Raw genomic sequence first — 14246 nt, 5'->3', positions numbered from 1 at the left:
GTAGGCCCTCACGGGTAGGCCCTCACGGGTAGGGCCTATGTGCAGGGGCCTACTTGTATTCGAGGTTCCAGTAGTTGCTGTTCTTCGTCACCGGCGCCGTGAACCACTTGGTCCACACCGTCTGGGTCTTGCAGGCCCCGCCCTGGTTGACGACGATCCACTTCTGGGCCTTGAACTTCTTGGCCTCGTGGAACAGACGCATGCGGACCCACTTCTTGCCCGCCTTGTCCGTGGGGTGCAGCGTGTACGTCCAGCTCTGGGAGTGCGACCAGCTCTTGCCCACGGTGACGCTGAACGACGTGCTGGCCTTTGCGAAGATCGCCCCGGCCTCGGCCTCGACGCCGGCGGTGCCGCTGGCAGTCAAGGTTCCCGTTGCGCTGTGCTCGTAGCTGACGCTGGAGTTGGTGTCGGGGACCCAGTCGCTGAAGAGGTTGGTCCCCGGGTACACCGTGGACTTGTCGCTGATCGTGTAACCCTTGTGGCCTGCGTCCGTGCACCCCATGGGAGCGGCGGACGCGGACGAGGTCCCGACTGCCAGCCCGCCGACCAGAAGGGCGGATGTGAGGCCGGAGGCGATTGTGCGATTCATGTGAACTGTTTCCTTCACTAGGTGATTGTGGTTGATGTGCACCTGTCACTTGAATGCCTTTCGGGCATCAAGTCGCCTTTGGCAGGTGACGTTTCATCCAGCGGATTCCGCTGAAAAAGGCGAAAGCTTGATGGAAGAAGGTGAAATCTTCAGGGAGAGTTCACGCTTCAGGTCAGACGAGACCTGGCCAGTCTCGGGGTGCCGAAATGGCTGAACCACCGTGAGCCATGCGGGTCGCGTCCATTGGTCTCGCCCCCGTGTGGAGGCTCAACTGCCCTTGCGAACGGAGTGCCTTGCCTCGGGAGGAATGGCGCGAAGCCCCGTCATGAGGGTCGGTCGCCATGGTGGTGACCAGTGCATCGATCAATGCGTCGTCCGGAAGACGATGAGCTCGGGCCCTCACCTTCTCCGGAACCGGTCAGGCCGGGTCAGTTCCCCTGCGTCCCGCCGGATTCCTTCACCACCGAGAGCCATCGGTCGCCGTACTCGACAACGATCCGCGCCTGGCGATGGTCGATGGTGCCCGTGTACGTGTCGAGGGTTTGGCCCTCGGGGCCCGTGGAGGCACCCTGCGACGTCAGGCCGCAGCCGGAAAGCGCCTCGCGCAAGCCTGAGAGGGTGGTGGAGCGGTCGCTGGGGCCGTCGAATTCGGTGTACCGGTGATTTGCCTTGGCCCCCCGGTCTCCCCGGTAGTACATGTCGTAGCTCCACCCGCTCGCCTGGTACAGAACCAGGTCCACCGCCGAGCACCCTCCCACCTTGCTCTCGAACTTGCTCGCCCGCCAGTGCCACTGCCCGTACAGAGGCAGCGACTTGGGTGCTTTCAGATTCACCGTCCCGTTCTTCTCGTACGGCGTGTTTCCCACCGCGGCCGAGTGCGAGGCGGTCGGCGGCTTCGCCGGACGCGTCTTGTGCGTGCCGTTTCCCGGCAGGACGGCCAAGCTCACCGCTCCCGCCACCGCGACAACGACTGCGGCCACGGCGGCGGACCGCCGGCGGGCGAGCCTCCGGTCACCTTGAGCGCGCAGCTGAGCCGCGGAGGGCATGCGCACCGAGACCTCGTCGAGCAGTTCCTCGACCTCAGCCATGACTGGCCACCCCCTCGGTGATGAAAGTGGAATCGCTCTCGGCGAGCCGCTCGCCGAGGATCTTGCGGGCCCGGCTGAGCCGGGTGCGTACGGCACCGTTGGAGGCGCCGGTCTCCCGCGCGACCTGCTCCACCGGCAGGTCCAGGAGATGGTGCAGGACGACCGCCTGCCGCTGATCGGGGGTCAGTTCGCGCAGAGCGGCGACCAGCGCCACGCGGTCGCCCGAGAGTTCGGGCACATCCGTCTGCGGGCCGTGCCGGAACTGCGCTCGTAGCCGCCCTTTGGTCCGCCGCCAGGTGCTGATCGCCAGCCGCATCGCCACCGTGCGCACCCACGGCAGTGGATCACCCTCACGCGTGAGTCTTGCCCAGCGCTGCCATGCGCGTACGTATGCCTCCTGCACCGCGTCCTCGGCCTCCCCCAGATCACCGGTCATCGCATAGACCACGGCAACCATGCATTTGGCGGTGGCGGAGTAGAAGGCGTCGAATTCCTCCGGCTGCGCCGGCATCCCCGTCCCCCGTCTGTTGAGCACGTCCCCGTGCTGCCTGCTTGCTTCTGTCTTGGACACGCTCGGGGCCGGTGGGATGTTACGCGGAATCCGAACACATCTGAGTCCGCCTTCGACTCCCCGCACCGCGGCCGCCCTCCCAAAGCGGGCACCCGTAGCTCGACGCGATGCAGTGACTCCCGTACTCGGCCCGCTCACTTGCACGGGCAAGAGATTTGAGTGATCCCTGAGCTGTCGCACCGTTCAGCCGTCCGACGCGGCGCTCCCCGACGGCTTCGCCCCTTGGTTCAGGAAGCCCCGACCTACGTAGTCCGTCATGTGGCGGCCCGGCACGGTAGTGGCGCGTGCCGGCCCAAACAGCGGGTGGTCAGCTGGTTTCCGTCGTGGGGTCAGCCGCGGTGACGGTGCCGTACGACGTCGTGACCTTGCAGTTGGAGTAGGTGCGCTTGCTCGTCACCAGGAACTTGCGCTGCTTGACGCCGATCTTGTAGTGCACGGTGGAGTGGGGACCCACCACGATGGTGGTCTTCCGTCCCTTGGTGAAAGTGATGGTCTTGGTGACGCTGAACGAGGTCTTCGCGTTGATCTCGGCGACCACCGTGTCCACCTTCGCGCCGACCTCGGCCGCCACCGAGGTCGAGCGGGTACCGCTTGTGTCGAAAGTTACCTCTTCCCGTACTTCCTTGGCCTTGGGGTTCTCCACCGTCCCGCCAGCCGCGATGAGCCACCAACTGGAGCTCGTCTGGCTGTAGCTGCGCGTGACGTGGGGGTCGCACTGCTCGCTGGCAGATGCGGGTGCTGCCGTGGTCAGGGCGCCGCCCGAAAGGGCCAGAACGGTGATGAGTGCTGCCCCCGCTGCGCGCATTTTCTGCATTTTGAGCTGTTCCCTCCGTTTGGGTGGAGCTGAATACATGTGCGGACCTGTGGTCGACAGGTCAAAGTCGAAATGTCGCGCACATGACATGGAATCCTGCCTGCGCCGTGCCCGGAATCGAGCGCCTCCCTGGGCTGGCAGAGAGATCCTCTCCCAGCCCCTGTCCCGGATGCATAGTGTGCGCGTCCCGAATTTGTCCTGGTCAGGGAGTACGACTCCCCGTCATGGCCCAGCAGTCGTCAACCCACCAGGCCGAATCCCGCTTCTCGGGCGCGCACCACAGCCTGCGCCCGGTTGTCCGCGCCGATCTTGCTGAAGATGGCCGAGACGTGGTTGCGCACAGTCTTGTCGGCCAGCGTGAGCAGCCTTGCGATATGCCGGTTGTCGTGGCCCCGTGCGACAAGTTCGAGGATCTCCGACTCCCGCCGGGTCAGCACGGACGGCATGCCCTGTTCGAGATGTGAGGCCGGAGCCCTGAGCAACTCGGCCATGAGGCGCGCCGCCGTGGTGCCCACGACCACGGAGCCGCCTGCCACTGCACGCACCGCACCGACAATTTCCTCGGTCTCCGCGGACGTGGCCACGTACCCCCGGACGCCGGCCACGAGCGCGGAGCGCAGGAGCGTTCCGTCGTCAGAGCGCCGCGTCATGCCCAGAATTCCCCGCACTCCGACGTCCCGCACCAAGGGTCTGCATATCTCCAGCACTGCGGTGCCCGGACCGTCGAGATCCACGAGCACGACATCAGCACACGAGGACCTCACGAGCGGCAGCACGCGATCGGTCTCTTCGGCCTCCGCGACGACGTTGATGCCGTAGACGCCGAGTGCCGAGCGGACGTTTTCCCGCAGCAAGGGGGGCGGCCCTACGAGGGCGATACGCAGCCCAACTCGGTCGAACGCACGGTTGTTCATGAATACACCTCAAACATAGCCGTTGCATTGGTCAACTTGTGAAGGAGGCGCCGGCGAACGACTGGCGCCACTTTCCGTCAGCCCCGTCCATACGATTGATCACCGCAGGCGGAGGGATGGGCAGGGTGTTCGACTGCCGGATTCTGGGACCGCCGGATGTGCTCCAAGCAGGAGAATCGCTGTCGATCACTGCGCCCAGAGAGCGGGACCTCCTCGCGCTGCTCCTGCTCAAGGCCGAGCGGGCCGTACCTGCCGAGGAGCTGATCGACGGGTTGTGGCTGAACACGCCGCCTCCGACGGCCCGCACGACTTTGCACAACTACATCAAGCGGGTGCGGGCTGTCCTGTACGACGCCTGAAAGCCCTGTGCGCCGAGATCGCCAAAGCCGTGGTCGGCCAGGACCCATCGTGACCGGTCTCGTCGTCGCCCTCCTCTGCCGCGGACACGTACAACTAGAAGGAGTCCCCGAGGTCGCCAAAACGTTGCCCGTGCGCGCCCTCGCCGCCGAACCGGGGCGCGAGGTGCTCGCCACCCGGCCCGGCGGACAGCTGCCGTACCCGGACGACGGCTCGCTCGACCTGCGGGAGTTCGAGAGGCTCACCCGTAGCGCGGCCGAGGCGCGGGAACGCAGTGAGTACGCTGCGGCCTCGGCACGGCTGACGGCAGCGCCGGCAGTGTGGCGGGATGATGCGCTCGCCGACAGCCGTGCGGGGCACCTCGTGCACGTCGAGGCGCCCCGGCGGAACGATGCCCGTATGCCGGCCTTCGAGGAGGGGGCCGATGTGGAGCTGCGGCTCGACCACCCCAGCAGCCGTGTCAGTCCCCCGAGGGGCGCCCCTTCCACGTCTCCGGTGTAGTCGTCGCGATGACAGCCCCGTCCGGCCGCTCGGGCGTCGGCCGGGCCGCGTGCTCGACATGTGCCCACACCTGGCCACGACGAGCAGACCCGCGCCGCGGGCCATTTCACGCTCCCCTCAAGGCGAGCCGACCGTCGTCAGACGACAGTCCGAGCCCGCGCCCAGTGACAGGCCACCTGCCCCCCGCCACCCCCGTCCAGCACCTCCAGGTCCTCGGTGCGGCAGCGGTCCGCGACGCCCGCGCGCTCTGCCTCCCCGCTCGCCAGCACCTGGCACCGGGCATGGAACCGGCACCCGGCGGGAATGCGCGACGGATCCGGTGGCTCGCCGGTCAGGACCACCGGGTCGCCCTGGGCCTCCGGGAGGACCGACAGCAGCGCCTGGGTGTACGGGTGTCGGGGTGCCGTCAGGACCTGCTCCACCTCGCCCGTCTCCACGATCCGGCCCAGGTACATGACCGCCACCCGGTCGGCGATGTTCCAGGCCAGGCCCAGGTCGTGGGTGACCACCAGTGCGGACAGGCCCAGTTCGGTGCGCAGGCGGAGGAGGAGGGCGAGGATCTCGCCGCGTACGGAGGCGTCGAGCGAGGCCACCGGTTCGTCGGCGATGATCAGTTCGGGTTCGAGGACGAGTGCGCCTGCGATGACCACGCGTTGGCGCTGGCCGCCGGACAGCTCGTGCGGGTAGCGCAGGAAGAAGCGCTCCGGCGGGCGCAATCCCGCGTGGGCGAGGGCCTCGGCGACCGCCGCCCGCTCGTTCCCCGTACGGCCGTGGATCCGCAGGCCCTCGGCGACCGCGTCGTACACCGTGTGACGGGGGTTGAGCGAGCCGGTCGGATCCTGCAGCACCAGCTGGACGCGCCTGCGGTACGCCTTCAGGGCCCGCGATGAGTACTCCACGGGCTTCCCGTCGAACGTGATCCGGCCCGCGGCCGGCGTCACCAGGCCGAGCAGCGAACGCGCCAGCGTCGTCTTGCCGCAGCCCGACTCGCCGACCAGTGCCACGATCTCCCCGGCCCGGATGTCGAGTTCGACGCCGTCCACGGCCCGCGCCGCAGGGGCACCGTGCCGCCCGGGAAAGGTCACGTGCAGGCCCTGGGCGCTGAGCAAGGGCGGTGGTGGTGCGGTCGTCGTCATGTGGTGCTCCTCGCGTCTTCCATCGGGCCGGCCGACGGCGAGGCCGCAGTCCCCACGTGCACGCAGGCCGTCTGCCGTCCGGGTCCCACGTCTCGCGGTCCCGGAAAGGTCACCTGCAGGCCCTGAGCGCTGAGCAGGGGAGGCGAGGAAGGAGTCGTCGTCATGTGCTGCTGCTCCTCGCATCCTCCGTCGGACCGGCCGGCGGAGGTACCGCAGCCCCCACGTGCACACAGGCCGCCCACCGCCCCTGCCCCGCGTCCCGCAGCCGCTGGTCCTCGACGGAGCACTCCTCCAGGGCGACCGGGCAGCGCGGGTGGAAGGTGCAGCCGGAGGGCAGGGAGGAGGGGTCGGGCGGATCGCCGGCCAGGCCGCTCGGGGCGAACCGGGAGGCCCGGTCGCCGATGCGCGGGAAGGCCGCCGACAGGGCCGCCGCATACGGGTGCCGGGCGTCCTCGTAGACCTTGCGGGCGGGGCCCTCCTCGACGACGCGGCCCGCGTACATCACCGCGAGCCGGTCGCAGGTGTCGGCCAGCACCGCCAGATCGTGGCTGATCATGATCAGGCCGACGTCCTGCTCGGCGACGAGCTGTTCGATCAGCCGCAGGATCTGCGCCTGGATCATCACGTCCAGGGCCGTGGTCGGCTCGTCGGCGATGATCAGTTGGGGGTCGCAGGCGAGCGCCATGGCGATCATGACGCGCTGGCGCTGGCCGCCGGACAGCTCGTGCGGGTACGCCGACGCGCGTGCCGCGGGCAGGCCCACCTGCTCCAGCAGCTCACCGGTCCTCTTCCGCGCCGCGGCCGCCGTCGCCCCGCGGTGCAGCAGGATCGGCTCGGCGATCTGGTCGCCGATGCGGTGGACGGGGTTGAGGGAGTGCATCGCCCCCTGGAAGACGATCGAGGCGCCGGCCCAGCGCACGGCTCGCACCTGCCCCCAGCGCATGGTCAGGACGTCCTCGCCGTTCAGCAGGATCTGTCCGGATACGCGGGCACTTGCCGGCAGCAGTCTCAGCAGCGCGAGCGCCAGCGTGGACTTGCCGCAGCCCGACTCGCCCGCGATGCCGAGCTTCTGTCCCGCCGCCAGTGACAGGCTCACGCCCCGTACCGCGGCCGCGCCGCCGGCATAGGTCACTTCGAGGTCCCGCACCTCCAGCAGCGTCAACGGGCCACCCCCAGTCTGGGGTTGAGGACGGACTCCAAGGCGCGCCCGCGCAGCGTGAAGGTCAGCGCGAGGGCCGCGATCGCGATGCCGAGCTCTTCTCCGGCCGCCGGCGACAGGTCCACGCCCCGTACGGCGGCGGCCCCGCCGGCATAGGTCACTTCGAGGTCCCGCACCTCCAGCAGCGTCAACGGGCCACCCCCAGTCTGGGGTTGAGGACGGACTCCACCGCACGCCCGCACAGTGTGAACGTCAGTGCGACCACCGCGATCGCGATGCCCGGCGGCACCAGGTACCACCAGTCGCCGGAGCTGACGGCACCGGCCTCGCGTGCGTCCTGCAGCAGGCCGCCCCACGAGATGACCGTGGGATCGCCGAGGCCCAGGAAGGCCAGCGTCGCCTCGGCGAGCACGGAGGAGGAGATCATCAGGGTCGTCTGGGCCAGGACCAGCGGCATTACGTTGGGCAGGACGTGCCGGGTCATGACGTGCCAGTGGCCGCCACCGAGCGCCTTGGCCCGTTCGATGTACGGCCGGGACTCCACCGCCAGCGTCTGCGCGCGGACCAGCCGGGCCGTCGTCGGCCAGGAGGTGACGCCGATCGCGAGGATCACCGTGCCCAGGGAGCGGGACATCACGGTGGCCAGCGCGATGGCGAGCACCAGCGCCGGCATCACCAGGAACCAGTCGGTGACGCGCATCAGTACGGTCGCGTACGGCCCCCGGAAGTGCCCCGCGGTGATCCCGACGACCGTGCCGATCACCACCGACAGCACCGCCGCGAGCAGCCCGACCAGCAGCGAGACCCGGGAGCCCCACACCACCAGGCCCAGCAGATCGCGCCCGAACCGGTCGGTGCCCAGCGGGAATTCACCGCTCGGCGGCTGGAGAGGACTGCCCGGCGCGTCGGTGACTCCGGCCACGTCGGAGCCGACCGTCAGCGGCGCCGTCAGCGCGACCAGCGCGAACAGGGTGAGCGCGGCCAGACCGACCAGGCCTGCGCGGTGCGTGCGGTACTGCTGCCAGAACCGCACGGCGGAGCGGCGGCGGCGCTGCCAGGCCAGCCGGCGAGGGGTCTCCTGCACCGGTTCGGTCGTCATCGGCCCACCCGCGGGTCGAGCAGCGGATAGAGCAGGTCGGCCAGAGTGTTCATGACGATCACCGCCGAGGCGAAGAAGAGGAACAGGCCCTGGACGAGGGGCAGGTCGGGGACGCTCAGCGCCTGGTAGAACAGCCCGCCGAGGCCCGGCCAGGAGAAGACCGTCTCGACCAGGATGACGCCCGCGACCGTCCGCCCGAGGTTGACGAAGACCAGGGTGACCGTGGGCAGCAGCGCGTTCGGCACGGCATGCCGGCGCCGCACGAGGTCGTCCCTGAGGCCCTTGGCGCGGGCGGTCGTCAGATAGTCGCTGCCCATCTCGTCGAGCAGCGCCGAGCGCGTGACCAGCAGCGTCTGGCCGTACTCGACGGCGACCAGGGTGAGCACCGGCAGCACGAGGTGATGGGCGACGTCGAGGACGTAGGAGAAACCCTCCTTGCCGCCCGACTCCATGCCGCCGGTCGGGAAAAGCCCGGGGACCGGGCCGAGGCCCACGCCGAACACGATGATGATCAGCAGGCCCAGCCAGAAGGACGGGACGGAGTACAGGGTCAGCGCCAGACCGGTGTTGAGCTTGTCGCCGAGCTTGCCGTGCCGCCAGGCCGAGCGGGTGCCGAGGAACATGCCGAGCGCGGTGTAGAGCACGAAGGCCGTGCCGGTCAGCAGCAGCGTGTTCGGCAGCGCCTCGCCGATCTTGTCGACGACCGGGGTGCGGAACTGGTACGACGTGCCCAGGTCACCGGTGAGCGCCTTGCCGCAGTAGTCCGTGAACTGCCGCCACACGGGCAGGTCGAGCCCGAACTCCCTGCGGTAGGCAGCCAGTTGCTGCGCCGAGATGGGGCGGCCGCCGGTCATCGTCTTGACCGGGTCACCGGGGATCAGCCGGAACAGGAAGAACCCGGTGACCAGCACGGCGAGCAGCGACACGGCGGCGCCGCCCGCCTTGCCCGCCCCGTACCGCAGATAGGCGGTGGTGGTGCGGGCCCGTGGTCCGCGGACCGCCGGACCGGCCGGGACCGGTACGGCGGCCTTGTCGACCGCGGCGGACGCTGCGTCAGGTGCCGTTGGCTGCATGGGCTACTCGCGGTCGTCGGCGGTGGCGCGGCGGCGCCGCGCGAAGAGCACTCCGGCACCGGCGAGGACCACGACACCCGCGACGACCCCCACGACGACCCCGGTCGAGCTGCCCCCGGAGGAACTGCCGGAGTCGGCCGGGACCGCCGACCACCAGCTCCAGTAGCCGTCCTGGCCGTAGATGTTGCCGGCGGCCTTGGGCATCGTCTCGATCGACTTGATCTGGTCGGTGCGGTAGGCCTCGACGGCGTTCGGATACGCCATGACGTTCATGTACCCCAGGTCGTACAGCCGCGACTCCATCTGCTTGACGATGTCGGCCCGTTTGGCCGAGTCGTACTCGGCGAGCTGCCTGGCGTACAGGCCGTCGTAGGTCTTGTCGCAGATGAAGTTGTCGGTCTGGCCGGTGTCCTTGGGGGTGGCGGGCAGGGCGGCGCAGGTGTGGATGGACAGCACGAAGTCCGGGTCGGGGTTGACGGACCAGCCGTCGAAGGCGAGGTCGTACTTGCCCGCGAGCCAGGGGTCGGTGACGTTGTCCAGGCAGTCGAGCGTCATGCCGACGCCGAGCTTCGCCCACCACTCCTTGAGGTACTGGCCCACCGCCTTGTCGTTGGGGTCGGTGGCGTGGCACAGGACCCGGTAGTTCAGCGGTTTGCCGTCCTTGCCGACCCGTTTGCCGTCGGCGTTCTTCTTGTAGCCGGCCCGGTCGAGGAGCTGGGCGGCCTTTGTGGGGTCGTACGAGAGTTGCTGGCTCGCCGACGGTTTCCAGAAGTACGTAGAGAAGCGCGGCGGGATGTAGCCCTGGCCCTCGACGGCGTGCCCCTGGAACACCTTGTCGATGATGGCCTTGCGGTCGACCGCCATGAACAGGGCGTGCCGCACCCGCTGGTCGAGGAGTGACGGGTCGCCGTCGCCGAACTTCTTGCCGTTCTTGGCCTGTGCGCCCGGGTTGGTGGCGAGGGCGTAGAAACGGCGGCCGGGGGCGTCGTTGACCTTGATGTCCTTCTGGCCCTTGAGGGAGGCCGCCTGAGCCGGTGTCAGGGCCGGCGCCCCCGCGACGAAGGAGACCTCGCCCTTGCGGAGGGCGGCCACGGCCGCGTCCTGGTCCTTGTAGTACTTGAAGACCAGCTCGTCGAACTTGGGCGCCCCGCGCCAGAAGCTCTTGTTGGCCTTGAGCCGGACGTAGCTGTCCGCCTTGTAGTCGCTGAGGACGAACGGTCCGTCACCGACGACGGGGAAGGACTTGTCGTTGTTGAACTTCGAGAAGTCCTTGACGTCCTTCCAGATGTGCTCGGGCACGATCGGCACGTCGAGAGCCGTCATGGTGGCCTGGGGCTTCTTCAGTTCGACGACCAGCTTGGTGGGGCTGGGCGCCGTCACCTTGCGGAAGTTGGTGACGAAGCTGCCGTTCGCGGCGGCGGCCGCCTCGTCGGTCATCAGCTTGTTGAACGTCCAGGCGGCGTCCTCGGCGGTCACCTTCTGCCCGTCCGACCACTTCGCGTCGGGACGGATCGTGTACGTCCAGGTGAGCTTGTCGGCGGACGGCTGCCAGCTGGTGGCCAGGCCCGGGACCGGGTGCGCGTCCCCGGGGTCGTAGTCGGTCAGGTACTCGTACGTCAGCCGAAGGATGCTCGTGCTGAGCAGACGCACCGCCAGGAAGGGGCTCAGCGAGTCGACGCTCTGTGCCACCGCCACGGTGAGGGTTTTCTTGCCCTGGGCGGCCTCCGCCCGCTCGGGCGCCGGGTTGAGCGGAGTCGCGAGGCCCGCCGAGAAGATCAGAGCGGCGGCGCCGGCGGCCGCCACCAGCCGGGCCGTACGCGATCGCGGCCTTCTCGGATGTGAACGCCTTGTGCCGTGCTGGTCTTGTGTGCTCATGGATGGTGACCTCGCGTCATCGCTCGCACAGGGACGGCTTGTTCGGACTTCAGGAGCGGGTTCTGCCTGGTGACGGGCCAGCTGGGTGAAGAGTGTGTCTACCAGCGGCAGTCTGCGCACGTCAACGGCGCGTGAAACCATGGTGGCCTGCGAAAACGGCGAGTTGATGTTCGCTCGGGCCGCTATTGGTCAAGACCTGTGAAGGGGGCCTGGTAGAGCGCTGACGCCGTCGACGGAGGGAATCAGCCACCGTGATGATGTCGTGACTGTCTCGCCGCGGGGCGCGCCGACAGCAAAACGGCCCGCCGGGAAACCGGCGGGCCGTGCTGCGGGGCTTCTTGTGCCTACTTGTACTCGAGTCCCCAGACGTTGTTGTTCCTCTTCACCGGCGCCGTGAACTGCTTGCGCCACTTGGTCGTGCTGTGGAACTTGCAGTGGCCGTCGTAGTAGTACGTGTACTTGCGGACCTTGAACTTCTTGGCCTCGTGGAACAGCCGCATGCGGACCTGGGTCTTGCCCGCCTTGTCCTTGGCGTGCAGCGAGTAGTTCCAGCTGTCGGAGTGCGACCACGACTTGCCCACGGTCACGCTGAAAGACGTGCTGGCCTTTGCGAAGATCACCCCGGCCTCGGCCTCGACGCCCGCGGTGCCGCTGGCGGTCCAGGTTCCCGTCTTGCTCTGGTTGTAGCTGACGGTGGGGTCGGTGTTGTCGAAGACCCACGTGCTGGCGAGGTTGGTCCCCGGGTACACCGTGTGCTTGTCGTAGATCTCGTAGCCGGTCCCCGGGCTGGGTGCGCAAGCGGCGGAAGCCGGCGCGGCGGCGACTCCCACCATGCCGCCGGCGACGACGGCAGACGCGATGACAGAGCTTACGATTTTCCTCACGGAAGTGAATTCCCTTCGGTCGGGCAATTCCCGACGGACGAATCGGTGCTGGTTCGTGGAGGTATTCGCGCCAAGGCGCGCCAATGCATGGCGACACCTGCGACCGTGATGAAAATCAGCACTCATCAGAACCCCCGTTCTGCTGGTCAACTGGCCTTCTGTCGACGGCTGTCGAGCGGTCGATCAAGACGCAGCGACTGAAGATTGGCCGTGTTCCGTCGAGTTGGCAACCGCCATTCCGCACCGCAATGTGATCTTCCTTGAATTCACGCTCGGCGCCCTGACGGCAAAGCGGTCACAAGGGAGAAAAGGGGGTGGCCGTTCGTCACTTTCCGGGGGATTTGGCTTGATCTCTGCATCGCATAATGTGATGTGGGTCACGCGGGATGGGAATTCTCAAATTCCCATCAAGCGCGGAACCTGTGCGCGCGTTCTGGCGTCTTGGATCCCTCCTTCGGGCTATCCGTCCTGCAGATGGGTGCACCGAATGTGCACTGTGTGTCATTTGCTCGGATATTGACCGGTAACGGTTGGTATTCCCGAGGAGGCACCCCATGCGTGGAGCCACGCACGCCACATGGGCCGCAGGCGCGGCGGCACTCGCACTTGCCGCGACGGCCTGCGGCGGCAGCAGCGGCAGCGGCGGCGGTGACAGCAGTGCGGTACTCAGCTCCTCCTGGGGAGACCCGCAGAACCCGCTGGAGCCGGCCAACACCAATGAGGTGCAGGGCGGCAAGGTCCTCGACATGATCTTCCGGGGGCTGAAGAAATACGACCCGAAGACCGGCGCCGCCAAGAACATGCTCGCCGAGAAGATCGACACCACGGACTCGCAGAACTTCACCGTCACCGTCAAGAGCGGCTGGAAGTTCAGCAACGGCGAGGCCGTCACCGCCAAGTCCTTCGTGGACGCCTGGAACTACGGTGCCAGCCTCAAGAACAACCAGAAGAACGCGATCTTCTTCGGGTACATCGACGGCTACGACAAGGTCCACCCGGAAGCCGGCGCGCAGACCGCCGACACGCTCTCCGGCCTCAAGGTCACCGGCCCCAGGACCTTCACCATCAAGCTCACCCAGAAGTTCTCGACGTTCCCGGACACCCTCGGCTACTCGGCCTTCTATCCGCTGCCGGGGGCCTTCTTCTCCGACCACGCCACGTGGATCAAGAAGCCGGTCGGCAACGGGCCGTACACGGTGGAGTCGTACACCAAGGGCTCGAAGATGTCCCTCAGGAAGTGGGACGCGTACCCCGGGACTGACAAGGCGCAGAACGGCGGCGTGGACCTCAAGGTCTACACCGACAACAACACCGCCTACACCGACCTGCTGGCCGGCAACCTCGACCTGGTCGACGACGTCCCGGCCGCGCAGCTCAAGAACGTGAAGGCCGACCTCGGTGACCGGTATCTGAACACCCCCGCCGGCATCATCCAGACGCTCGCCTTCCCCTTCTACGACCCCAACTGGAACAAGAGCGGCTCGGAGAAGGTCCGCAAGGGCCTGTCCATGGCGATCAACCGCAAGCAGATCACCGACACGATCTTCCAGAAGACCCGCACCCCGGCCACCGACTGGACCTCCCCGGTCCTCGGCACGAAGGGCGGTTTCCAGGACGGCCTGTGCGGGAGCAGTTGCGAGTACAACCCCAGCGAGGCGAAGAAGCTGGTCAAGGAAGGCGGCGGGCTGCCCGGCGGCCAGGTCAAGATCACGTACAACGCGGACACCGGCTCCCACAAGGAGTGGGTGGACGCCGTCTGCAACTCCATCAACAATGCGCTCGGCAACGACAAGGCCTGCGTCGGCAACCCGGTCGGCACCTTCGCCGACTTCCGCAACCGGATCACGCAGAAGAAGATGTCCGGTCCGTTCCGGGCCGGTTGGCAGATGGACTACCCGCTCATCCAGGACTTCCTGCAGCCGCTCTACTACACCAACGCCTCGTCCAACGACGGCCACTGGTCCAACAAGGACTTCGACAAGCTCGTCAACCAGGCCAATGCCGAGACCGACACAACCAAGGCGATCTCGCTCTTCCAGGACGCCGAGAAGGTCGTCCGCGACAACATGGCGGCCATCCCGCTCTGGTACCAGAACGGCAGTGCAGGCTGGTCCGACCGGCTGTCGAACGTCGCGCTGAACCCGTTCAGCGTCCCGGTCTACAACGAGATCAAGGTCGGCTGACCG

General features: G+C 67.8%; 15 protein-coding genes and 1 pseudogene. 4 read left to right on the top strand and 12 right to left on the bottom strand.

Annotated elements, in window-relative coordinates; all coding sequences use genetic code 11:
• Positions 1 to 49: 49 nt before the first annotated feature.
• From IH68_RS0105880 to IH68_RS0105860, 5 genes are all read right to left on the bottom strand, one after another.
• Complete coding sequence (locus tag IH68_RS0105880) at positions 50 to 589, bottom strand: hypothetical protein (protein ID WP_030929394.1); 540 nt, start codon at positions 587 to 589, stop codon at positions 50 to 52.
• 428 nt (positions 590 to 1017) lie between these two features.
• Entirely contained in the window at positions 1018 to 1677 is a 660-nt protein-coding gene (locus IH68_RS0105875) for a hypothetical protein (RefSeq protein WP_030929391.1), read from the bottom strand.
• The gene (locus tag IH68_RS0105870) at positions 1670 to 2188 is read right to left on the bottom strand and encodes a SigE family RNA polymerase sigma factor (RefSeq protein ID WP_037884579.1); all 519 of its coding nucleotides are present in this window, start codon (positions 2186 to 2188) and stop codon (positions 1670 to 1672) included. The genes IH68_RS0105875 and IH68_RS0105870 overlap by 8 nt, the downstream gene beginning before the upstream one ends.
• A 367-nt stretch (positions 2189 to 2555) precedes the next feature.
• Positions 2556 to 3053, bottom strand: coding sequence for a hypothetical protein (locus tag IH68_RS0105865; protein ID WP_234341235.1), 498 nt, complete (start codon positions 3051 to 3053; stop codon positions 2556 to 2558).
• A 248-nt stretch (positions 3054 to 3301) separates the two neighbouring features.
• A complete protein-coding gene (locus IH68_RS0105860; protein ID WP_030929382.1) occupies positions 3302 to 3976 on the bottom strand; it encodes a LuxR C-terminal-related transcriptional regulator in 675 nt (224 codons plus the stop codon).
• 116 nt (positions 3977 to 4092) lie between these two features.
• On the opposite strand from IH68_RS0105860, the gene IH68_RS0105855 reads away from it, so the two are divergent.
• The 3 genes and pseudogenes from IH68_RS0105855 (at position 4093) to IH68_RS57840 (ending at position 4834) form a co-directional block, all read left to right on the top strand.
• Positions 4093 to 4335 (top strand): AfsR/SARP family transcriptional regulator, encoded by a 243-nt coding sequence (locus tag IH68_RS0105855; protein WP_030929379.1) that lies wholly within the window; start codon positions 4093 to 4095, stop codon positions 4333 to 4335.
• Positions 4332 to 4483, top strand: a pseudogene (locus IH68_RS57845) (AAA family ATPase); the annotation flags it as partial. The gene IH68_RS0105855 and the pseudogene IH68_RS57845, both read left to right, overlap by 4 nt.
• The gene (locus IH68_RS57840) at positions 4466 to 4834 is read left to right on the top strand and encodes a BTAD domain-containing putative transcriptional regulator (RefSeq protein ID WP_030929376.1); all 369 of its coding nucleotides are present in this window, start codon (positions 4466 to 4468) and stop codon (positions 4832 to 4834) included. The pseudogene IH68_RS57845 and the gene IH68_RS57840, both read left to right, overlap by 18 nt.
• A 137-nt stretch (positions 4835 to 4971) precedes the next feature.
• On the opposite strand, the gene IH68_RS0105845 is transcribed toward IH68_RS57840, so the two are convergent.
• The 7 genes from IH68_RS0105845 to IH68_RS0105815 form a co-directional block, all read right to left on the bottom strand.
• Positions 4972 to 5970, bottom strand: a complete 999-nt coding sequence (locus tag IH68_RS0105845; RefSeq protein WP_030929373.1) for an oligopeptide/dipeptide ABC transporter ATP-binding protein — start codon at positions 5968 to 5970, stop codon at positions 4972 to 4974.
• Positions 5971 to 6130: 160 nt separating this feature from the next.
• A complete protein-coding gene (locus IH68_RS0105840; protein WP_030929369.1) occupies positions 6131 to 7132 on the bottom strand; it encodes an ABC transporter ATP-binding protein in 1002 nt (333 codons plus the stop codon).
• Complete coding sequence (locus tag IH68_RS59690) at positions 7129 to 7320, bottom strand: hypothetical protein (protein WP_030929365.1); 192 nt, start codon at positions 7318 to 7320, stop codon at positions 7129 to 7131. Before IH68_RS59690 ends, IH68_RS0105840 begins: the two co-directional genes overlap by 4 nt.
• Positions 7317 to 8228 (bottom strand): ABC transporter permease, encoded by a 912-nt coding sequence (locus IH68_RS0105830; RefSeq protein WP_030929362.1) that lies wholly within the window; start codon positions 8226 to 8228, stop codon positions 7317 to 7319. The genes IH68_RS59690 and IH68_RS0105830 overlap by 4 nt, the downstream gene beginning before the upstream one ends.
• Complete coding sequence (locus tag IH68_RS0105825; protein WP_030929360.1) at positions 8225 to 9301, bottom strand: ABC transporter permease; 1077 nt, start codon at positions 9299 to 9301, stop codon at positions 8225 to 8227. The genes IH68_RS0105830 and IH68_RS0105825 overlap by 4 nt, the downstream gene beginning before the upstream one ends.
• Before the next feature lie 3 nt (positions 9302 to 9304).
• On the bottom strand, positions 9305 to 11176 hold the full coding sequence (locus tag IH68_RS0105820; protein ID WP_030929357.1) for an ABC transporter substrate-binding protein: 1872 nt from the start codon (positions 11174 to 11176) through the stop codon (positions 9305 to 9307).
• Between the two features lie 344 nt (positions 11177 to 11520).
• On the bottom strand, positions 11521 to 12060 hold the full coding sequence (locus tag IH68_RS0105815) for a hypothetical protein (RefSeq protein WP_030929354.1): 540 nt from the start codon (positions 12058 to 12060) through the stop codon (positions 11521 to 11523).
• 554 nt (positions 12061 to 12614) lie between these two features.
• On the opposite strand from IH68_RS0105815, the gene IH68_RS0105810 reads away from it, so the two are divergent.
• A complete protein-coding gene (locus IH68_RS0105810) occupies positions 12615 to 14243 on the top strand; it encodes a peptide ABC transporter substrate-binding protein (protein ID WP_030929351.1) in 1629 nt (542 codons plus the stop codon).
• Positions 14244 to 14246: the final 3 nt, after the last annotated feature.

The sequence above is a fragment of the Streptomyces sp. NRRL S-646 genome (genome assembly GCF_000720765.1).
Taxonomy (GTDB): Bacteria; Actinomycetota; Actinomycetes; order Streptomycetales; family Streptomycetaceae; genus Streptomyces.
The sequence above is the reverse complement of the archived record's forward strand: the minus strand, read 5'-3'. Positions and strand labels throughout refer to the sequence as shown.